1 protein-coding gene (only partly in view) is annotated in these 23,319 nt (G+C 70.2%); it reads left to right on the top strand.

All coding sequences use genetic code 11. From position 1 onward, the window contains the following. Positions 1–101: 101 nt before the first annotated feature. Positions 102–23,319, top strand: the 5' portion of a protein-coding gene (locus KRR26_RS03965; protein ID WP_217079153.1) for a non-ribosomal peptide synthase/polyketide synthase. 13,163 nt of this gene lie beyond the right edge of the window; the window shows 23,218 of its 36,381 coding nt (coding positions 1–23,218); it begins with the start codon at positions 102–104; the stop codon falls past the right edge of the window.

Here is a 23,319-nt window from a genome sequence, read left to right as displayed (position 1 = left end):
GTGGAGGTGCATGTGGTTTTTCCCGTCTTTTCCAATCTCGCGCATATGGACTGGTATGACCGGTTTGTTCGCGATTGGACATCGAACCGACGGGCTCTCCCATGCACGAGACTTCGAGGACGCTCCTCGCGCTGTTGCAGCAGCGCGCATTGGACTCACGAATTCAGGAGCGGCTGTTCACGTTCCTGGGTCCTGATGGCGCCGACGGGGAGGTCCTAGGCGCACGGGGGCTGGAGGTGCGCGCGCGGCGCATCGCTGTCGCGCTCCAGGCGAGGGGCGCGGAGGGGCAGCGGGTGCTGCTGCTCTATCCGCCGGGCCTCGAGTACATCGCGGGCTTCTTCGGGTGTCTGCTGGCGGGGGCCGTGGCCGTGCCCGCGTATCCACCGGATCCCACGCGGCTGGAGCGCACCCTTCCCCGCCTGCGCGCCATCATCCAGGACGCCGAGGCGACGGTGGTGCTCACCACCTCCGGCATCCTGTCGCTCACGGACTTCGTGTTCGAGCAGGCGCCGGACTTCCGCGCGCTGCAATGGCTGGCCACGGACACGCTGCCCGCCGGTGGGGAGTCCTCGTGGCGTGAGCCGGCGTGCGGCCCCGAATCCCTGGCGTTCCTCCAGTACACCTCGGGCTCCACGGGCACCCCCAAGGGGGTGATGATCAGCCACGCGAACCTGCTGCACAACCTGCGGTTGATCGCTGGCGCGTTCGAGGTTGGCCCCGAGAGCCGGGGCGTCATCTGGCTGCCGCCGTACCATGACATGGGGCTCATTGGCGGCATCCTCCAGCCGCTCTACGCGGGCTTCCCCGTCACGCTGATGTCGCCCATGGACTTCCTCCAGCGCCCGATGCGTTGGTTGCGAGCCGTCTCGGAGCGACGCGCCACCGTCAGCGGAGGCCCCAACTTCGCGTTCGAGCTGTGCGCGCGACGCGCGACGCCCGAGGACCTGGAGGGCTTGGAGCTCAGCCACTGGGACGTGGCGTTCTGTGGCGCGGAGCCCATCCGCGCCGCGACGCTGGAGCGCTTCACGCAGGTGTTCGGCCCAAGCGGCTTCCGGCCCGAGGCCTTCCTCCCGTGCTACGGGCTCGCCGAGGGGACGCTCATCGTCACCGGCGAGCGCAAGGGGCGCGGCGCGCGCCTCCACCCCGTAGAGGAGTCCGAGCTGGCGCGAGGCCGGGGGGGCGCGGGCGCGCCCGAGACACCGGGCACGCGCTCGCTCATCGGATGCGGCGCCACGCTGGAGACGCAGCGGCTGCGCGTGGTGGATCCTGAGTCCCGCGTGCCACGCGCGCCCGGCGAGGTGGGAGAGATCTGGGTGTCGGGGCCGAGCGTCGCCCAAGGCTATTGGCGCAAGCCCTCGGAGACCGAGGCGATGTTCCATGCCCGTCTCGCCGTGAGCCACCCCGAGGAGGCCGAGGCGCATTACTTGCGCACCGGCGATCTGGGGGTGTTGACCGAGGATGGCCAGCTCCTCGTCACGGGGCGGCGCAAGGATTTGATCATCCTGCGCGGTCGCAACGTGTACCCGCAGGACGTCGAGTCGGTGGTCGAACGCGCGCATCCCCGCGTGCGGCCCGGCGGCGTGGCGGCGTTCTCCGTGGAGACCTCGGGCGGCGAAGCGCTCGCGGTGGTGGCCGAAGTGGCGCGTGAGCTGGCGGAAGCCGGCGATGCCCAGGCGCTGATGGCCGTGGGCCAATCGGTGCGAGAAGCCATCGCGCGTGCCCTGGAGCTCCAGCCCCACGTGGTGGCGCTGCTCGCACCCGGGAGTATCCCCAAGACGTCGAGCGGGAAGCTGCAGCGCTTCGCCTGCCGCGAGGGACTGGCCCAAGGCACCCTGGCCATGGTGTGGCGCGATGAGGGGCAAGCCCCCGCACGAGCGCGCACCGAGGCACCGGCTTCGCGCCCCCCAGACGCGGTGGAGCAGGTCCTCCTCGATGAACTGCGCGCGGTGCTGGGCGCGGGGACCGCGACAATCGACGTGAGTGCGCCGCTCACTCGGCTGGGCCTGGATTCGTTGGGCGCGGCTGAGCTCCAGGACCGCATCGAGACGCGGCTCGGCAAGCGTGTCCCCGCGGCGTCGTTGCTGGATGACCTGAGTGTGGAGCGTCTGGCGCGACGACTCGCGACGGAGCAGGAGGCCGCGGCGCTGCCTCCGCCCCACCCTCGGCCGGGGCGGACGGCGGATGCCCCCACGTCCTTCGCGCAGCGACGCCTGTGGGTGTTGCAGCAGTTGGAGCCAACCTCCACGGCCTCGCACATCCCGCTGGCCCTTCACTTTCAAGGGGCCTTGGACGTGGCGGTGCTCGAACGGGCTTGGACGGAGATCGTCCGTCGGCACGAGGTCCTGCGCACCACCTTCGATGTTCGCGCGAGCGAGCCCTGGCAACGGATCCATCCTCCCGCGCCGCAAGGCTTCACCGTCCTGGCTGTCCCGAGCGCGTCGCCCGAATCGCGTCAGGCGGAGCTGGAGGCCCAGGCCGCGCGCGATGGACAGCACCCCATGGACCTGTCCGTGGGGCCGCTGTGGCGTGGCACGCTGCTGCGCTTCGCGGACGACGCACATGTGCTCGTGTTGTCGCTGCATCACCTGGTGGTGGACGGCTGGTCCGTGGGACTGCTCGTGCGCGAGCTGGCCTCCCTCTATTCCGCCTGGGCCTCGGGCCAGGCATCTCCGCTCGCGGAGCCTGTCCTTCAGTACGCGGACCTCGCGGCGTGGCAGCGCGAGCACCTGACCGCGCGCGCGATGGCGGCCGAGCTGGGGTGGTGGCGGCGCACGCTCGCCGAGGCGCCGCCGATGGTGGTCCTCCCAACGGATCGCCCGCGTCCGTCGCGGCTGTCCTTCCACGGGGCGCGACGGTCGCGACGAGTGCCCGCGGCGCTCATGGCCCGGCTTCATGCGCTCGGGAGAAGCCAGGGGGCGACGCCATTCATGTGCGTGGTGTCGGCCCTGGCCACCGTGCTGCATCGCTGGAGTCAGCAAGCCGACTTCGTCTTGGGGACGGCGGTCTCGGGGCGTGACGTCCCAGGCATCCGAACGCTGGTGGGCGACTGCACCAACTTCGTCCCGTTGCGCATCCAGGTTCCCGCCGAAGGGACGATGACGGCGCTGCTCTCCCGGGTGAAAGAGAGCACGTTGGGCGCGCTCGCGCATGGACACTGCCCGTTCGACCATGTGCTCGCGGCGGCACAGCCGGGCTCGTCGCGGCGCGAGCTGTACAACATCGCGTTCGTCCTCGATGACTACGACATTCCTCGCGCGCTCTCCCTGGATGAGGGGTTGTCGCTCGACGTGGCGCTGTTGGACAACCACACCGCCGAGTTGGACCTCACGTTTGAGGCGGCCCACGGCCCGGATGGACTCTGGGTGGGCTGCAAGTACGCCACCGACCTGTTCGACGCGGAGACCATCGACCGACTGCTCGGCCATCTGGAAGTGGTCATCGGCGCGATGGTGGAGGAGCCCTCGCGCGCCGTTGCGACCGTGCCGTTGATGGCGGAGTCCGAGCGGCAACAGGTGCTGCACGCGTGGAACCCCGGCGAGGACGCGCCTCGACAGCCCACCTTGGTGGAGCGCTTCGAGGCGCAGGTGGACCGCACGCCCGAGGCGTTCGCCGTGAGCTGCGCGGGAGCGTCGCTGACCTATCGCGCGCTCGATGTGCGAGCGAACGCGCTGGCCCAGGTCCTGGCTCGGCGCGGCGTGGGCCCGGACGTGCTCGTCGGCGTGTGTCTGGAGCGCGGGCTGGACCTCGTGGTCGCGCTGCTCGGCATCCTCAAGGCGGGCGGCGCGTATCTCCCGTTGGATCCGTCATATCCGCGAGAGCAGCTCGCGTTCATGCTGGAGGACGCGCAGGCGCCAGTCCTCATCACCCAGACGTCGTTGGAACAATGCGTGCCCGCTCCGGGGGCCACCGTGCTCCGGATGGACAGCGACCTGAGGGAGGCACTGTCCAAGGGGGCGCCGCGTCCATTGGGATGCAACGCGCCCACGGATCTGGCCTACGTCATCTACACCTCGGGCTCCACGGGGAAGCCCAAGGGCGTGATGGTGCAACATGACCACGTCTCGCGCCTCTTCTCCGCGACCGACGCGTGGTTCCACTTCGACGCGTCCGACGTGTGGACGCTGTTCCATTCCTACGCCTTCGACTTCTCCGTCTGGGAGCTGTGGGGCGCGCTGCTTCATGGCGGGCGGCTGGTCGTCGTCCCGTACTGGGTGAGCCGTTCGCCCGAGGCGTTCCTGCGCCTCCTTGCCGATGAAGGCGTCACGGTCCTCAATCAGACGCCCACGGCCTTCCGACAACTCATCCACGCGGAGGCACAGGCCCTGGAGCCGCGCGAGCTGGCGCTGCGGTTCGTCATCTTCGGGGGGGAGGCGCTGGACGTGGCCGCGCTGCGCCCGTGGTTCGAGCGTCACGGGGACGCACGGCCTCGGCTGATCAACATGTACGGCATCACCGAGACCACGGTGCATGTCACCTACCGCCCGGTGGGCATCAAGGACCTGGAGCGGCCGTGGTCCAGTGTCATTGGCCGCCCGATTCCGGACCTGAGCATCTATCTGCTCGACGCGGCCGGGCAGCCCGTGCCGGTGGGGGTACCGGGCGAGATTCACGTCGGTGGCGCGGGCGTGGCCCGCGGGTATCTGCGCCGGCCGGAGCTGACGGCGGCCCGCTTCGTCGAGGATCGCTTCGGCCCCACGCCTGGACGCCGGCTCTACCGCGCGGGCGACCTCGCACGCCGACTCCCCTCGGGAGACCTGGAGTACCTGGGGCGCATCGACACCCAGGTGAAGCTTCGTGGCTTCCGCATCGAGCTGGGTGAGATTGAATCCTCGCTCAGCGCGCAGCCCTCCGTGCGGGATGTCGTGGTGGTCGCCCGCGAGGACTCGCCCGGGGACAAGCGGCTCGCGGCCTACATCGTCCTGGGCGAGCTGGAGTCCGCGGGCGCGGGGGAGCAGACGGCCCAGTGGAAGGCCGTCTACGACGAGACCTATGCGCTCGGAGTCGCGAGCGAGGATCCCACCTTCGACATCTCGGGCTGGAACGACAGCTACTCGGGTGGGCCGCTGCCCGCCGAGCAGATGCGGGAGTGGGTCAACACGACCGTGAGGCAGATCCTCCAGCTCCGGCCCCGTCGCATCCTGGAGCTGGGGTGTGGCACGGGGTTGTTGCTCTACCGCCTCGCGCCCCGTTGCGAGGCGTACTGGGGCATCGACTTCGCGCGCCCCGCGCTCGATCGCATCGAGGCCCAGCGCGAGCGGATGGGCGACGCGCTGCGCTCCGTGACACTCCTGCACCGGAGCGTGGACGACCTCTCCGGAGTGGAGCCGGGCACATTCGACACGGTCATCCTCAACTCGGTCATCCAATACTTCCCCAGCGCCGAGTACTTGATTCAGGTGCTGCGAGGCGCGGTGGGCGTGCTGCGCCCCGGGGGACGCATCTTCCTGGGGGACGTGCGCAACCTCACGCTCTTGGAGGCGTTCCGCGCCTCGGTGCGACTGGCGCGTGCCTCCCCGACGCTGTCCACCGCGCAGCTCTGGTATCGCGCGCAGCAGGACGTGCTGGGCGAAGAAGAGCTGTTGCTCTCGCCCGCGTTCTTCGCGGCGTTGCCGGAGCTGCTTCCCGGCATCTCGCACGTCGAAGTGCTCCCCAAGCATGGCCGGTATGACAACGAGCTGACCCGCTTCCGCTACGAGGTCATCCTCCATGTCGCCTCCGCCGACGCACCTCGGTTCCATCCGACGGAGTGGGCGGAGGGCTCGGAGGCAACGCTGGAGTCGATGCGAGAGCGCTTGCTCACGCGCCCCGAGGTATTCGCCCTACGGCGCGTCCCCAATGCCCGCGTGTGGCAGGACGCGCGCGCGGTGGAGTTGCTCACGGGGTCCGGCAGACCCGCCACGGTGGCCTCATTGCGAGAAGCGCTCCGCGACTGGCCGGGGCCGCGTGGCGTGGAGCCCGAGGACCTGTACGCCCTGGGGGGAGCGCTTGGGTACGACGTGCAGGTGAGCTGGGGCGGGGCCTATCGCGACGGCGCGATGGATGTCGCGTTCAGTCGGACGGGCTCGGGAACGCGGATCGCGCTGACGCCGGAGCCGTCGCGGTTCGAGGGGGCACCCGTCGCCACGTCGAATGAGCCCACGCGCGGAGCCCGTGCCTCGCGCGAAGTGACGCGGCTGCGGCAGGTGCTGACGGAGAAGCTGCCGCCGCACATGGTGCCGTCGGTCTTCGTGGTGCTGCCGTCCTTGCCACTGACGCCGAGCGGCAAGGTGAACCGCGCCGCGCTCCCCGCGCCCGAGGCGGATCGCTCCGCGCTGAAAGAGGAGTACGTGGCCCCCAGCACGCCCACCGAGGAGGCCGTGGCCCAGGTCTTCTCCGAAGTGCTCGGGCAGCCGCGCGTGGGGGCTCGCGATGACTTCTTCGCGCTCGGCGGGCATTCGCTGCTGGCGACTCAGGTGGTGACGCGGCTGCGTGCTCGGGCTGGTGTTCCGGTTTCCCTGCGCGCCGTCTTCGAGGCTCCGACGGTCGCGCTCCTCGCCGCGCGTCTCGATGCCCTCCGTGGATCAGAGCCCTCCACGCCAGCCACTCTGTCTGTTCCACGGCTGCCACGCTCCGCGGATCCGAGCACCCCTACCGTCCTGGCGTCCTCGTTCGCGCAGCAGCGACTCTGGTTCCTGGAGCAGCTCCAGCCCGGACAAGCGGCGTACACCATTCCCATCGCCTTGCGGCTCACCGGGGCCCTGCACGTCGATGTCCTGCGACGAACCTTCGCAGCGCTGGTCCAACGACACGAACCACTGCGCACCACGTTCCTCCCGGGCGACGGCGCGCCGAGCCAGTGCATCCACCCCGCCCCCACGGACTGGGCGCTCCCCATCGAGGACCTGAGCAGCCTGACGCCCCTCGCGCGCGAACAGACCTTGGCGCAGCGAATGGAGGAAGAGGCGCATCGTCCGTTCTCGCTGTCCGACGGCCCGTTGCTGCGCACCGTGCTCCTGCGCACGCAAGCGCAGGAGCACGTGCTGCTCCTCTGCATGCACCACATCCTCTCGGATGGCTGGTCCATGGGCGTGCTCGTCCGCGAGGTCGCCACGCTCTATGCCGCGCTGGCGGAAGGGCGTGCGTCCCCGCTCTCACCGCTGCCACTCCAATACGCCGACCAGGCGGCGTGGGAGCGTCACGAGCAGGAAGGGCCCACGCTCGAAGCCCAACGGGCTTGGTGGACAGCGCACCTGCACGGAGTTCCCACGCTGGAGCTTCCGACGGATTCGCCACGTCCGGCCGTGCGCAGCTCGCGCGGGGACACGGTGTTCTTCACGCTCCCTGCGCCGCTGGTGAGCGCGCTGGAGAAGCGCGGCCAGGAGCACGGCGCCACCTTGTTCATGGTCTTGATGGCGGGCTGGCAAGCCCTGCTGTCGCGGCTGTCGGGGCAGCGTGACTTCTGTGTGGGCACGCCCGTGGCCCACCGCGTCCGGCCCGAACTGGAGGGGCTGCTCGGGTTCTTCGTCAACACCCTCGCGATGCGCGCCCGCTGGGAGGGAGAGCCCACCTTCGCGGAGTTGTTGGCCGGAGTGCAGCAGGAGTCCCTGGCCGCGTTCGCCCATCAAGACGTGCCCTTGGATCGACTGGTCGAGTCGCTCGGCGGAGGGCGCGACCTTTCGCGCACGCCGCTGTTCCAGACCGCGTTCGTGCTGCAGAACGCGCCGCTGCCTCCTCCCGCGCTGCCCGAGCTGCGCGTGGAGCTGATGCGATGGACCACGCGAACCGCCAAGTTCGACCTCACCGTGTCGCTCCTGGAGCGCGGGGGGGAGCTGGAGGGACAGCTCGAATACAGCCGGGACCTGTTCACCGCCGCGACGGCTCAGCGCATGGCGGAGCAGTTCCAGCGCCTCCTGCGCGAGGCCTCACGCGGCATGGACCGGAAGCTGAGCGCGCTTCCGCTCATGAGCGAGGACGAGCGCCGGACGGTCCTCGTCGAATGGAACGCGACGCAGGCGGACTACCCGAAGGAGGCGAACCTCGCGGAGTTGTTCCTCGCCCAGGCGCGACGTACCCCTTCGGCCATCGCGGTCGAGTCCGCGGAGGGGCGGCTCACCTACGCGCAGTTGGATGCACGGGCGAATCAGCTCGCGCGGCATCTGCTGGAGTCGAAGCTGAGCAGCACGCCGCGCATCGCGGTGTGCCTGCCGCGCGGGCTGGACATGGTCGTGGGCGTGCTCGCCATCATCAAGGCGGGCGGAACGTATGTCCCCATCGATCCGGCCTACCCGGCCGCGCGACTCGCGTTCCTGTTCGAAGACTCGGGCGTGGTCGCGACCCTCACCACGCGCGCGCTCGTGGAGAAGCTGCCTGCGGGGCTCGGCGGCGTGGTGTGCGTGGACTCCGAGACCGCGCAGATCGCCTCCCGGTCGTCCGATGCACTCTCGGTCCTGACCCCTCCCGAGGCCTGGGCTTACGTGACGTACACCTCGGGCTCCACGGGGAAGCCCAAGGGCGTGGCCATCCCGCATCGCGGCGTGGTGCGGCTGTTGTTCGGCTCGACCTTCGTTCACCTCGGGCCGGAGGAGGTGGTGCTCCAACTCGCCACGCTCTCCTTCGATGCGTCCACCTTGGAGATCTGGGGCGCGCTCCTGCACGGGGCTCGGCTGGTTCTCTTCCCACCCGGTGCGCCGGATCTGGCCGAACTGGCGCGTGTCCTCATCGACCATCGCGTGTCCGTGCTCTTCCTCACCACGGCGCTGTTCGATCAGATGCAGCAACACCACCCCGAAGCCCTGGCTGGCGTGCGTCAGCTCATGGCCGGAGGCGAGGTGATGCCAGCGGAGCGCGTGCGCGAGCGGCTCGCGTCGGGGTGCGCGCTCATCCACGCCTACGGCCCCACCGAGAGCACGACCTTCACCACCTGCCACCTGCTGTCGCCCGGAGACACCGTGGGGGAGGCGGTCTCCATTGGCCGGCCCATCGCCAACACCCAGGTCTTCCTCCTCGACGCCTCGCTGCATCCCGTCCCCATCGGCGTCCCGGGCGACCTCTTCATCGGCGGCGATGGCCTCGCCCATGGCTACCTCCGCAACCCCGCCCTCTCCGCTGAACGCTTCATCCCCCACCCCTTCTCCTTCTCCCCAGGCGCTCGCCTCTACCGCTCCGGCGACAGGGCTCGCTGGCTCCCGGACGGCTCCCTCCTCTTCCTGGGCCGCTCCGACTTCCAGGTGAAGCTGCGCGGCTTCCGCATCGAGCTGGGGGAAGTCGAAGCCGCTCTTCGCTCCTTCCCCTCTCTTCGCGAGGCCCTCTCACTCGTTCGTGAGGACTCTCCCGGCGACAAGCGCCTCGTCGCTTACGTCTCTCCCTCCTCCATCGACCCCGCAGCGCTTCGCTCTCACCTCCGGCTCCTCCTGCCGGAGTTCATGCTCCCCTCCTCCTTCGTCCTCCTCGACTCGCTGCCCCTCTCTCCTCACGGCAAGCTCGACCGCCACGCCCTCCCGCCGCCGGGCCGCGTGAAGGGCTCGGAGGATTCGGAGGCGTGGACGCTGCTCCAGGAACAAGTGGGCGCGCTGTTCCGCGAAGTGCTGCACCTGGAGCAGGTCGGCCTCCGCGATGACTTCTTCAGCTTGGGCGGCCACTCATTGCTCGCCACCCAGCTGGTCACCCGCGTCCGGGCACGCTTGGGGGTCGACCTGTCATTGCGCACGTTCTTCGAGGCGCCGACCATCGAGCGGCTCGCCGAGCAGCTCGACTCGACGTTGCGCGGGGCCTCGCGCGCGGCGATGCCGCCGCTGCGTCCGGTGGCTCGCGAGGACGTGCTGCCCTTGTCCTTCGCACAGCAGCGGCTGTGGTTCCTGGATCAACTCCAGCCAGGACAGGCCGCGTACAACGTCCCCGTGGCCCTGCGCCTTTCGGGACCGCTCGATGTTGACGCCCTCCGCGCCACCTTCGCGCGGCTGGTCGAGCGACATGAAGTGCTGCGCACCACGTTCGTGGTCCGCGATGGCCAGCCCTGGCAGCGCATCCATTCCGCGCCCGGCACATGGCCACTCCCCGTGGAAGACGTCGGCGCGCTCTCGGAGCCCCGCCTGCGCGAGCGGATCGCGGAGGAGTCACACCATCCGTTCGACCTGAGCACGGGCCCCCTGCTGCGCACCCGCCTGCTCCGCGTGACCGAGGACGAGCACGTCCTGCTGCTGTGCATGCACCACCTCGTCTCGGACGGGTGGTCCATGGGCGTGCTCGTGACCGAGGTCGCCGCGCACTACGACGCGCTCACGCGGCACAGCGCCACGGCCTTGCCGGCCCTGGCGCTCCAGTACGCGGACTTCGCGAGCTGGCAGCGAGAGTGGGTGCGCTCCGACGCGCTCCAGTCCCAAGTCGAGGTCCTGCGCGCGCGCCTCCAGGATGTGCCCGTGCTGGAGCTGCCCACAGACTTCCGCCGACCCGCGACCCGCAGCCTCCGAGGTGCCAGTCACTTCTTCGTCATCCCCGAGGAGCGCGTGGTCGCGCTGGAGCGACTGGGGCGCGCCGAGGGCTCGACCTTGTTCATGGTCTTGCTCGCCGCGTTCCAGACCCTGTTGGCGCGCTACTCGGGACAGGAGGACTTCTGCGTCGGCAGCCCCATTGCGCAGCGGAGTCACCCGGAGCTGGAGCCCCTCATCGGGTTCTTCGTCAACACGGTGGTCCTGCGCGCGGACCTCCAGGGAGATCCCTCCTTCACGGAGCTGGTCCGCCGCGTGCGCGCCGAGGCCCTGACGGCCTACGCGCATCAAGACGTTCCCTTTGATCGACTCGTGGACGCGGTGGGGGGCGAGCGCGACACGGAGCGTGGCTCGCTGTTCCAGGTGATGTTCGCGTTGCAGAACGCCCCCATGGCGCCGCCGTCGTTGCCGGGCGTTCGCGTGGACATTCTTCCGAATGCGCCGGACACCGCGCGGTTCGACCTGGGCCTGTCCCTCATGGCGCGCGGCGGGACCCTGGAGGGCGCGCTCGAATACAGCCAGGACCTCTTCACCCCGGCGACCGCCGGTCGCTTCGCGTCGCACTTCCTGAATCTTCTGCAGGTCGTCACTCAGGATGCCGGAGCGCGGATCAGCGCGCTCACCCTCATGACGGTCGGGGAGCAACGGCAGATCCTCGAGGACTGGAACGCCACGCAGGTGGACTATCCGCGCGAGGCCACGGTGCCGGAGTTGTTCGCGCTCCAGGTCCACCGCGCCCCCACGTCGGTCGCCGTCGAGTTCGAAGACGAGGCCCTCACCTACGCGGAGCTGGAAGCGCGAGCCAATCAGCTCGCGTGGCATTTGCTGAGCTTGAGGCTTGGGCCCGCACCGCGCGTCGCGGTCTGCATGCACCGGAGCCTGGACCTCATCGTGGGATTGCTGGGCATCCTCAAGATGGGTGGGAGCTATGTGGCGCTCGACGCGGCCCAACCCTCGGAGCGGTTGTCCTTCCTCTTCGACGATTCGGACGCGGCGGCGGTGCTCACGCAGGAGGCGCTGGCGTCAGCGCTGCCCGTGGGGACTCGCCCGGTCGTGCGCCTGGACACCGAGGCCGAGCAGCTTGCTCGTGCCCGCAGCGACGCACCGCCACGGGAGGTCTGGGCGGAGAGCCTCGCGTACGTGACGTACACCTCGGGCTCCACGGGGAAGCCCAAGGGCGTGGCCATCCCGCATCGCGGCGTGGTGCGCCTGTTGTTCGGCTCGACCTTCGTCCAGTTTGGGCCGCAGGAGGTCATCCTCCAATCGACCGCGCTGACGTTCGATCCGTCGACGCTGGAGATCTGGGGCGCGTTGCTGCATGGCGGCCGGTTGGTCCTCGCGCCACCGCATGCGCCAGATGTAGCAGAGCTCGCGCGCGTCATCACTGCGCGGAGGATCTCCACGATCTTCACGTCCGCCGCGCTCTTCGACCTGATGCAGCAGCACGCGCCCGAAGCGCTCGCGCAGGTCCGGCAGCTCGTCGCGGGCGGTGATGTGATGCCGGTGCCCAGTGCTCGCGCCCGGCTGGCCCAGGGGCGCTCGGTGCTCAATGCCTACGGTCCCACCGAGAGCACGGCGATCACCACGAGTCTCCTCCTCTCGCCTGGAGACACCGTGGGGGAGGCGGTCTCCATTGGCCGGCCCATCGCCAATACCCAGGTCTTCCTCCTCGACGCCTCGCTGCATCCCGTCCCCATCGGCGTCCCGGGCGACCTCTTCATCGGCGGCGATGGCCTCGCCCATGGCTACCTCCGCAACCCCGCCCTCTCCGCTGAACGCTTCATCCCCCACCCCTTCTCCTCCTCCCCAGGCGCTCGCCTCTACCGCTCCGGCGACAGGGCTCGCTGGCTCCCGGACGGCTCCCTCCTCTTCCTGGGCCGCTCCGACTTCCAGGTGAAGCTGCGCGGCTTCCGCATCGAGCTGGGGGAAGTCGAAGCCGCTCTTCGCTCCTTCCCCTCTCTTCGCGAGGCCCTCTCACTCGTTCGTGAGGACTCTCCCGGCGACAAGCGCCTCGTCGCTTACGTCTCTCCCTCCTCCATCGACCCCGCAGCGCTTCGCTCTCACCTCCGGCTCCTCCTGCCGGAGTTCATGCTCCCCTCCTCCTTCGTCCTCCTCGACTCGCTGCCCCTCTCTCCTCACGGCAAGCTCGACCGCCACGCCCTCCCGCCGCCGCCGTCCGATGTCGAGCGGAGCCCAGGGGCTCGCCCGGTTGAACGGCTGACTCCGTTCCAACAACGAGTCGCGGAGCTGTTCCGCGACGTGCTCCGCGTCGAGCCTGTGGGCCTCCACGACGACTTCTTCGCGCTGGGAGGCCACTCGCTCATGGCCACCCAGCTCGTGTCTCGGCTGCGGTCCACGTTCCATGTCGAGCTTCCGCTGCGCGCGTTCTTCGGCGCGGCCACCGTCGCCCGCGTCACCGAGTTCGTCGAAGAGCAGTTCCTGGTGCGCCAGCCGAGCACGGCACAGGTGCCGCCCCTGCGGACCATTCCTCGCGACGGGGAGCTGCCACTGTCGTTCGCGCAACAGCGGCTCTGGGTACTCGATCAAGTCCAGCCGGGCGGCAGTCACTACAACATGGTCGGCGCGCTCCGGATGGAAGGCGCGCTGAACACCGAAGCGCTGCGGCTGGCCCTTGAATACCTCGTGCTCCGGCATGAGCCATTGCGCGCCACCTTCGCCCTGAAGGACGGCCAGCCGGTGCAGCGGATCCAGCCTCCCGGAGCCTGGGCACTTCCGCTCACCGATCTGGAGGAAGTCGCCGCCGAAGCGCGCGAGGCCGCGGCCCAGCGCCTGTGCATCGAGGAGGCCCAGCGGTCCTTTGACCTGTCCACCGGGCCGTTGCTGCGCACGCGCCTGCTGCGACTCTCGGAGGACACGCACCTGTTGTTGCTGTGCATGCACCACATCGTCTCGGACGGCTGGTCCATGGGCGTCATGGTGCGGGAGGTGGCCGCGGGCTACGTGGCCTTCGCATCGGGCCACAAGCCGGAGCTGCCCGCGTTGCCCGTGCAGTACGTCGACTTCGCCGCGTGGCAGCGGCAGTGGCTCCAGGGTGAGGTGCTCGATCGTCACGTGGCGTGGTGGCAGGACGCCCTCGCCGCTGCCACGCGGGTGCTGGAGCTACCCACCGACAAGTCTCGGCCGACGGTCCGCTCGATGCGCGGCGGGCTGCATCCCGTCCACGTGCCTCGCGAGCTGTCCCAGCGATTGCTGACCCTGGCCCGCCAGGAAGGCGCCACGCCCTTCATGGCCCTGTTGGGGGCCTGGGCCATCCTGCTGTCGCGCTACAGCCGGCAGGAGGACCTCCTGATCGGCTCACCCATCGCGGGACGTCGCCAGGGTGAACTCGAAGGGCTCGTAGGCTTCTTCGTCAACACGCTCGTCCTTCGCGCGCGCGTGCGGGCCCAGGACTCGTTCCGAGCCCTGCTCGCCCAGCTTCGCGAGACCACGCTGTCCGCCTACGAGCACCAGGAGCTGCCCTTCGAGAAGCTCGTCGAGGCGCTGCATCCGCAACGCGACCTGAGCCGAGGGCCGCTGGTCCAGGTCATCTTCTCGCTCCAGAACACGCCCGCCGAGGAGCTGCACGCTCCCGGCCTCCGCTTGCGCCCCGTGGAGGTGGACAACGCCACGGCGCGCTTCGAGCTGGGGCTGATGCTCACCGAGACCTCAGACGGGGTGCGCGGTCACATCGAGTACAGCAGCGACCTGTACACGCCGGATACCGCGGAGCGGCTCGCGCGCCAGCTCCACATGCTGTTGGAATCCGTGGTCGCGCAGCCGGACACGCGCGTCTCGCGGCTGGAGTTCCTGCCCGCGGACGAGCGGCGCAAGGTCGTCCTCGATTGGAATGACACGCAGCGACCGTATCCGTCGGACGTGACCCTCGCGGAGCACTTCGCGCGGCGGGCCGCGGCACACCCGGACCGCCTCGCGGTGGAGTGCGGCGAGGAGCGCCTGACGTATGGCCAGCTCGACCTGCGCGCCAATCGCCTCGCGCACTGGCTGCGCGAACAGGGCGTGGGTCTGGATGACCGCGTCGCGGTGTGCATGGAGCGCGGACTCCCCCTGGTGGTGTCGACGTTGGCGATCATCAAGGCCGGAGGCGCGTACATCCCCCTGGATGCGTCCTATCCCGCGCACCGGCTCGCGCTGATGCTGGAGGACGGTGGGCCTCGCCTGTTGCTCACGACGCGCGCGCTGCATGGGCAGCTGTCCCTGCCGGACTCCCAGGTGCCCGTCGCCTTCACCGAGGAGTTGGAGCTGGGTTCGCGGCCGACCACGGCCCCCCACGCGGGGGCCGGACCGCGCAACCTCGCCTACGTCATCTTCACCTCGGGCAGCACGGGCCGCCCCAAGGGCGTGGCCATCGAGCACCGGGGAATCCTCCGGCTGCTGCACAGCGCGACCTTCGAGGGGTTGGGAGAGAGGGAGACGTGGCTCCTGTTGGCCCCGCTCTCCTTCGACCTGTCCGTCCTGGAGATGTGGAATCCGCTGCTCCATGGGAGTCGGCTGGTCATCTATCCGGCCGATGCGCTCGCCACGGATCTGGCTCGGCTGGAGCAAGTGGTGACGCAGCACGGCGTCACGTTCGCGCAATTCTCCCCCAGCCTGTTCGCGCAGATTGTCGAGCACCGTCCCAGCCTCCTCGCACGGCTGCGGGCCACTCACGTGGGCGGGGACATCATCCCCGCGGTCCACACGCGCCGCGCCCTGGAGCTGACCGGGATCCCCGTCACCAACGGCTACGGACCCACCGAGTGCACGGTCATCGCGACCGCGTTCCCCATGACGGACCCCACGCAGGTCGGGGACGTGGTGCCCATCGGGCCACCGCTCGATAACACCGTGGCGCTCGTGCTGGATGCGCAGTTGCAGCCGGTGCCCATCGGAGTTCCCGGGGAGCTGTATCTCGGCGGACATGGCCTGGCGCGCGGCTATGTTTCGCGTCCGGACCTGACGGCCGAGCGCTTCCTCCCCAACCCCGTCGCCACGACTCCCGGTGAGCGGCTCTATCGCACGGGCGACCTGGTGCGCTGGCGCGCGGACGGGGCGCTCGACTTCCTGGGACGCATCGATCACCAGGTGAAGGTGCGCGGCTTCCGCATCGAGCTGGCCGAGGTGCAGGCCGCGGTGCGCGCGCTTCCCGGCGTGGAGGACTGCATCGTCGTGGTCCGAGAGGACGTGCCCGGCGACCGCAAGCTCGTGGCCTATGTGGCGTCGGGCTCGGGGCGACCGCCGCTGGACTCCGCCACGCTGCGGTCCGGCGTGCGCGAGCGGCTCCCCGAGTACATGGTCCCCACGCTCTTCGTCCTGCTGTCGCAGCTGCCGACGAGCCCCAGCGGCAAGGTGGACCGCAAGGCTCTTCCGCCACCGGACGCGGTGACGACAGGCCGACAGGGGCGCTTCGTGGAGCCCAGCCATCCGCTCGAAACGCAGCTCGCGACGCTGTGGGCGCGCGAGCTGGGCGTGGAACGCGTGGGAGTGCACGACCACCTCTTCGACGACCTGGGTGGCACCTCGCTGTCCGTCGTCCGCATCACCGCGCGCCTGCGAGAAACCTTGCAGCGTGAGCTCCCCGTCGTGTGGCTCTTCGAGCACCCCACCGTGCACGACCTCGCTCGGCGACTGGCGAAGGAGGCCGCGCCGGTGGAGATCCCCGCTCCGAACCCGACGCGCGAGGCACCGCGGCCCGTCGCCGGGGCCGGCGACATCGCCATCATCGGCATGGCGGGGCGCTTCCCTGGCGCGGGATCGCTCCGTGAGTTCTGGCGCAACCTGCGCGAGGGCGTCGAGTCCATCACCCACTTCCCGCCCGAGGCGCTGGAGCGCCTGCCCGGGCTTCCCGAGGGGATGGAGCTGTCGCAGCACCCAGGCTTTGTCCCGGCCGGTGGCGTGCTGGAGGGCATTGATCGCTTCGACGCGGCCTTCTTCGGTCTGTCCCTGCGGGAGGCGCAGTGGATGGACCCGCAGCAGCGCCTCTTCCTCCAGTGCGCCTGGACCGCGTTGGAGGACGCGGGCATTGATCCACGGCGTCCCCCGGGGCCCATCTCGCTGTACGCGGGCGCGATGGACTCGGGCTACGCGGAGGCGGTCCGAGGCAGCGCGGCCTTGGACGTCGCGTCCGTCTTCGAGCTGTACGGCACCGCGACGCACGAGGCGCTCGCGACCAAGACGTCCTTCAAGCTGGGGCTCACGGGCGAGAGCACGATGCTCTACACCGCGTGCTCCACGGGCCTGGTGGCCGTGCACCTCGCCAGCCAGAACCTGCGCTCGGGCCTGTCCGACGTGGCCCTTGCGGGAGCGACGCGAATCGCCGTGCCGCAGCGCACGGGCTACATCTATCAGGAGGGCATGGTGTCCTCACCGGATGGGCACTGCCGCCCATTCGACGCGCGGGCACAGGGCACCGTCGGTGGCAACGGTGTGGCCTGCGTGGTGCTCAAGCGCGTGGAGGACGCCGTGCGGGACGGCGACGCCATCTACGCCGTCATCAAGTCCACCGCGACCAACAACGACGGGCACGTGAAGTCGGGCTACACCGCGCCCAGCGTACAGGGGCAGGCCGCGGTCATCACCCAGGCGCTGGCGCGTGCTGGGGTGAAGCCCAGGGACATCCAGTACGTCGAGGCCCACGGCACGGCCACGCCGCTGGGAGACCCCATCGAGGTGGCTGCGCTCCAACGCGCCTATTCCCTCGGGAACGAGCATCGCGCCACCATCGCGCTCGCCTCGGTGAAGTCGAACATTGGCCACCTGGATACGGTAGCGGGACTGGCGGGGCTCATCAAGGCCGCGCTGTCGCTGCATCACGGAGAGATCCCCGCCAGCCTCCACTTCGAGAAGCCCAACCCGCAGATTGCTTTCGACGCGGGTCCCTTCTTCGTCAACACCGCCCTCCGTCCCTGGCCTCGCTGCGAGACGCCCCGCCGCGCGGCGGTCAGCTCCTTCGGCATCGGAGGCACCAACGCCCACGCCATCCTCGAGGAGTCCCCCATGTCGCGGAGCGGATCCACGCACCGCCCCCACCACGTCGTTGTCGTCTCGGCGCGCAGCCCCGAGGCGCTGGACGCAGCGGCGCGGAACCTCGCGGAGCATGCCCAGGCGAATGCGGAGTCGTTGTCGCTCGCGGACGTGGCCTTCACGCACGCCACCGGTCGGCAGGGCTTCGAGTACCGCCGTGCCGTGGTGGCCTCCGATGCGGCCTCGCTGGCGCGTCAGCTGGTGAAGTCCGCCACGCCTCGCCATGTCGCGGAGCCTGAGTCGGCCCGCGAGCGCCGCGTGGCCTTCGTCTTCCCAGGACAAGGCGCGCAGCAGCTCGGCATGGGGAGCGAGCTGTACGCCGCGGAGCCGGACTTCCGCGCGACAGTGGAGACGTGCCTCCGTCAGTTGGAGGCGCCGCTCGCCGCTTCCGTGCGCGCCTTGCTGGGCCTTGGTGAAGCGTCCGCCACCCCGCTGCTGGGTGACACCCGCGTCGCGCTGCCCGCGCTGTTCATCGTGGAGTTCGCGCTGGCGCGACTGTGGATGACCTGGGGCATCCGTCCTCACGCGGTCGTGGGGCACAGCTTCGGTGAGTACGCCGCGGCTTGCGTCGCCGGGGTGCTCTCGCTGGAGGACGCCCTGCGGCTGTCGGTGGTTCGCGGCGAACTCATACACCGCCTGCCCGAGGGCGCAATGGTGGGCGTGGCGATGCCGGAGGCGCAGCTCCTGCCGCTGCTGTCACCGAAGCTGAGCGTGGCGGCGATCAACGCGCCGGATCGCTGCGTCGCCTCGGGGCCCGTGGCGGAGATTGAGCGACTCCAGGCCGAGCTGAAGCGCCGAGGCGTTGGTGTGGTGCGGATGCCCGCGTCCCATGCGTTCCACTCCGCGGACGTGGAGCCGCTGATGCCCGCGCTCGCGCGAGAGGTCGCCACGATGCGGTGTGGGGCGCCCACCCTGCGCTACGCGTCCGGGTTCTCGGGGACATGGAGCCGAGCGGGTGAGCTGAGCACGCCGACCTACTGGGCCGAGCAGATGCGGCAGCCCGTGCGCTTCGCGAACGCCGTGGGCGCGCTGCTCGAAGAGGGCTGTAGCATCCTGCTCGAAGTGGGACCGGGCCAGGACCTGACGCCGCTGGTGCGTGCGTGCCTGGGCGCGGACAAGGACCGCGTGACGGCGCTGGCCTCACTGCGGCGCGGAGGCGCGACGCCCGAGCACGCGGGGGTGATGACGGCCCTGGGCGATCTGTGGAGCCTGGGGTTGGAGCCGGATTGGAGCGCCGTTCACGCGCATGAACAATGCCGACGCCTGCACCTGCCCACCTATCCGTTCCAGGAGATCCGATGCTGGGTCGAGCCCAAGCCCAAGCCCAAGCCCAGCGCCGCGGCCACGGTCGCTCCCGCGCGGAGGGCCCCCGAGCAGGCGCGCGAGGAGGTGGCACCTCCTCCGGCACCTTCCGCGCCGCCGCCCGGACGGGAGGATGCCCCTCGGGGTGACATCGAGGAGCGGCTGGCGTCGCTGTGGCGCGAGCGACTGGGCGTGCCGTTCGTCGGGCGCGACGACAACTTCCTGGAGATTGGTGGCAACTCGCTGATGGCAGCGCAGCTCCTCAACCAGGTGCGCGAAGCCTTCGGCGTCCAACTCCCGCTCGCCGCGCTCTTCGAAGCGCCCACGGTGGCGGGCATCGCCGAGCGCCTGGAGCCGCTGCTGCGTCAGGCGCCCGCTGTCACGGAGAGCGTCGAGCTGCCGCTCGTGCCGCTGCCGCGCACAGGTGAGCTGCCGCTGTCGTTCGTCCAGGAGCGCGTGTGGCGTCTGGAGCAGCATCGCCCCGGCCTCTCCGCGTACAACATCCCGTTCATCCTTCGCCTGGAGGGTGAGCTGGACGCGAAGCTGCTGGACCGCAGCCTCCAGGAAGTCGTCCAACGCCACGAGGCGCTGCGCACGACCTACGACACCGTCGAGGGCCGCCCCGTTCAGCGCTTCCACCCGCACGTCCACGTCCCCATGGACGTGGTGGAGCTGGCCGGTACGCCCGAGGAGCGCGAAGCCGAGGCGCTCCGGCTGGCGAGGGAGGACTCGGCGCGCCCGTACGACCTCGTCAACGGGCCCGTCCTCCGCGCCACGCTGCTGCGGCTCGGAGCTCGGCTGCACGTGTTGATCGGCGGCATCCACCACATCGTCTGCGACACGCTGTCCATCGCGCTGTTCGTCCATGAACTCGGGCAGCTCTACGGCGCGTTCCGGCAGGGACGTCCCTCGCCGCTGTCGCCCTTGCCCGTTCAGTACGCCGACTTCGGTGCGTGGCAACGACGGGAGATCAACGAAGGCCGGCTGGCCGAGCAGGAGCAATGGTGGCGCCAGCGACTGGCGGGCATGCCGCGCCACCTCGATGTGCCCACGGATCGCCCTCGGCCTCCAACGAGCCCCCTCACCTCCGTGCGCATGTCGGTGGACTTCCCGCCGGACCTCGCGCGCGAGTTGGGGGCCTTCGGCAAGCGCGAAGGCTTCACCTCGTACATGGTGGTTCTGGCGGCCTGGAACACGGTGCTGCATCGCTACAGTGGCCAGACGGACATCATCGTCGGCACGCCCATTGGCAATCGCACCCGCGCCGAGTTGCTCCCGCTGATTGGCTACGTGGCGCATTCGGCCGCGTTCCGCACGGGCTTCGCGGATGATCCGACGTTCCGCGAGCTGCTCGGTCGGGTGAAGCAGGACGTGGCGGACGCGCAGGGACAGCCGGATGTCCCGTTCGAATACCTCGTGGAGAAGCTCATCCCCGGCAAGGACATTGGCCGGGGCCGCATGACGGACACCGTCTTCGTGTTCCACAGCGGGATTGCCGGGGGCGCGGCGGCGCTGGAGCTGACGGGGGTTCGCGGCTCGTTGATCGATCTGCCGGACGCGCCCGTGCAATGGGGTGCCACGCTGTCCGACCTGACCTTGGTGCTCGCCGAGGAGCCTGGGCGCGTCCACGGCGCCCTGGAGTACGCGACCGAGTTGTTCGATGCCCCCACCGTGAAGCGCCTGGTGGAGCACCTCCAGGTGTTGCTGGGGGCTGCCCTCGCGGCTCCGGAGACGCGCGTCTCCCGCCTCCCCCTCGCGACGCCCGAGGAGCACCGCTCCTGGCCGCGGCCCGCGCGTCCGACCGCGTCTCCCGGGGTGACCACTCGGCTCGCGGAGCAGCTCGCGCGCGGACCCGAGGCCGTGGCGATGGTGCGTGGCGAAGCGGCCTGGACCTGGCGTGCCTTGGCCGACTGGGCGAAGGGCATCGCGATACGCCTGCGGACCCTCGGCGTGCGTTCGGGAGACCCGGTGGTGCTCTGCCTGCGCGCCACGCCCGAGAAGCTCGCGGCGCAATGGGGCGCCTTGGAGGCCGGCGCGGCGGTGGTGGCCCTGGGGCCAACCGACCTGGGCACCCTCGCCCTGTACTCACCCGAGGGCTCGGTCTCGCCGCTCATCCTCACGTGGCGGGGCATGGTGACCTCCGCGCGGCTGGACCCCTCGCGGGTCGTGTTCGTGGAAGCGCCGCGGGATGCACCGCCTCCGTCCTTCGAAGCCGCGCCACCGGGGTCCGACTCACTCGCCTGGATCCTTCCCGCCGGAGCGGGACAGCCAGCCTGGACGCTCGACCACCGCGCGTTGGCGTCTCTGTTCTCCGCGATGGAGGCTCGGCTGTCCCCGAGCGCCGAGGGGACGTGGCTCGCCGCCGCGGACTCCTCCCCGGAGCATGCCGACCTGGAATCCCTGTGGGCGCTGTCGCGCGGCATGCGCGTCGTGTTCCCAGCGGATCAAGTCTCCGCGCGGCTGGTGCGGTTGCAGGGCGGTGGGCCCCGTTCGCGCGCGCTGGACGTGAGCCTCCTGTACTTCGCCAACGACGAGGACTCGCTCAGCGGACCCAAGTACGAACTGCTCGTCGAGGGCGCGAAGTTCGCGGACGCCCACGGGTTCTCCGCCGTGTGGACTCCGGAGCGTCACTTCCATTCCTTCGGTGGGCTCTATCCGCAGCCCGCGGTGGTCGCCGCTGCGCTGTCCACCGTCACTCGGAATCTGCGCCTGCGCTCTGGCAGCGTCGTGTTGCCTCTGCATGATCCGCTGCTCGTCGCCGAGCAGTGGTCCGTGGTGGACAACCTGTCCGGTGGACGCGTGGACATCTCGGTGGCCACGGGCTGGCACGTGCACGACTTCTCGTTCGCGCCGCAGAACTACGAGGACCGCCGCACCATCCTCCTACGCAACCTGGAGACCCTGCGCGCGTTGTGGCGGGGGGAGCGGATCCGCCGGACGGGCGGCGGAGGCGTCCAGGTGGAGGTCGCGCTGCGGCCCCGCCCCGTGCAGCGCGAGCTGCCCGTGTGGCTCACCGCCACATCGAGCCCCGAGACCTTCCGACTGGCCGGAGAGCTGGGCGCCGGCGTGCTCACGGGCCTGATGGTCCAGCCGCTGGAAGAACTGAAGCAGAAGGTGGCGCTCTACCGCGAAGCGTGGCGTCGCAACGGACACCCGGGCCGAGGCCACGTCACGGTGATGCTCCACACGTTCATCGGCGACGACGAGCAGGAAGTGCTGAGGACGGTGCGGCAGCCGTTGATGAGCTACTTCCGCAGTTCCGCGGAGATCACCGCGTCGCTGCTGGCGGCCCAGGGCTACCAGGGGGAGATCGACAAGGTCTCCGAGGAAGACCTTCACGCCATCCTGGAGCACACGTTCGAGGGGCACGCGAAGCAAACGGGCCTCATCGGCACCATCGACAGCGGGGTGAAGCGCCTGAGCGTGGTGCGCGAGGCCGACGTGGACGAGGTCGCGTGCCTCATCGACTTCGGGCTGGAGACTCCCGTCGTCCTGGAGGGCCTGCGCCGACTGGCCAAGGTGCGGGAGCAGCTCGAACACGAGGAAGCGGCGCACCGCGTCCAGGTCGTGGCGGAGGCCGAACAGGGCGTGGATGCGCTGCTGGAGCTGGCTCGGCAGTCCGGCGCCACGTTGCTGCACACCTCCGCGCGGCTCGCTCGGACGCTCGCGGAGCTGCCTCGAGCGAAGGAGTCGCTGGGCCCCGTGGGTACCCTCGTCCTGGACAGCGCGTCCACGGAGTTGGCGAGCGCCCTGTATCGCGCGGCCGGCGTGGAGGTCCTCCTCGCGGGTGGCCCTCGCGAGGGCGCATTGCTTCCCCGCGCGCCGCACGAGCGCGTGCCCGAGGGACTTCAGCCGTGGATCCTCGACTCGGGCGGACAGCCGGTGCCGGTGGGCGTGGTGGGGGAGCTGGCCCTGGCCGGCGCGGGCTTGCCTCGTGGGCTCTGGCGCGCTGAAGCGGAGGCCGCGCGGCGACTCGTGCCGCATCCATTGGATGCCGAGGCGTGGTTGTACCGGACGGGACGCAGCGCGCGGCTCCGCACGGAGGGGCGGGTCGAACCCGTGACCCTCCCCTCGGCGAAACCTCCTGTGCCCGCGCCAAAGCCGCGGACCGAGACACCCGGGGCGCCTCGCCCAGCAGCCCCCGCGCCGCGTCCAGCCGACGTCCCGGGGGCCACCGCGATTCCGCGCGCGCGAAGGGATCGGCCTCTGCCGCTGTCCTTCGCCCAGCAGCGACTCTGGTACCTGCAACAGCTCGATCCTTCGAGCGTGGCCTACAACAACGCCTCCAACTTCCGCCTCACGGGGGCGCTCGATGTGGCGGCGCTCCAGGCAGCGCTCGATGAATTGGTGAGGCGCCACGAAGTGCTGCGCACGACCTACGCCCTCACGGAGAGCGGCGCCGTACAGCGCATCGCCGATACAGGCGGACTGCCCATGCGCGTGGAGGACATCGCGGGCGCCACGGTGGAGGACCGCGAGGAGGCGATGCTGCGCCGTTGCCGGGAGCACTCCGCCCTGCCCTTCGACCTGTCCA

Source organism: Citreicoccus inhibens, assembly GCF_019039035.1.
Classification (GTDB): Bacteria; Myxococcota; Myxococcia; order Myxococcales; family Myxococcaceae; genus Citreicoccus; species Citreicoccus inhibens.
This window is presented reverse-complemented; position numbering and strand designations above follow the sequence as displayed.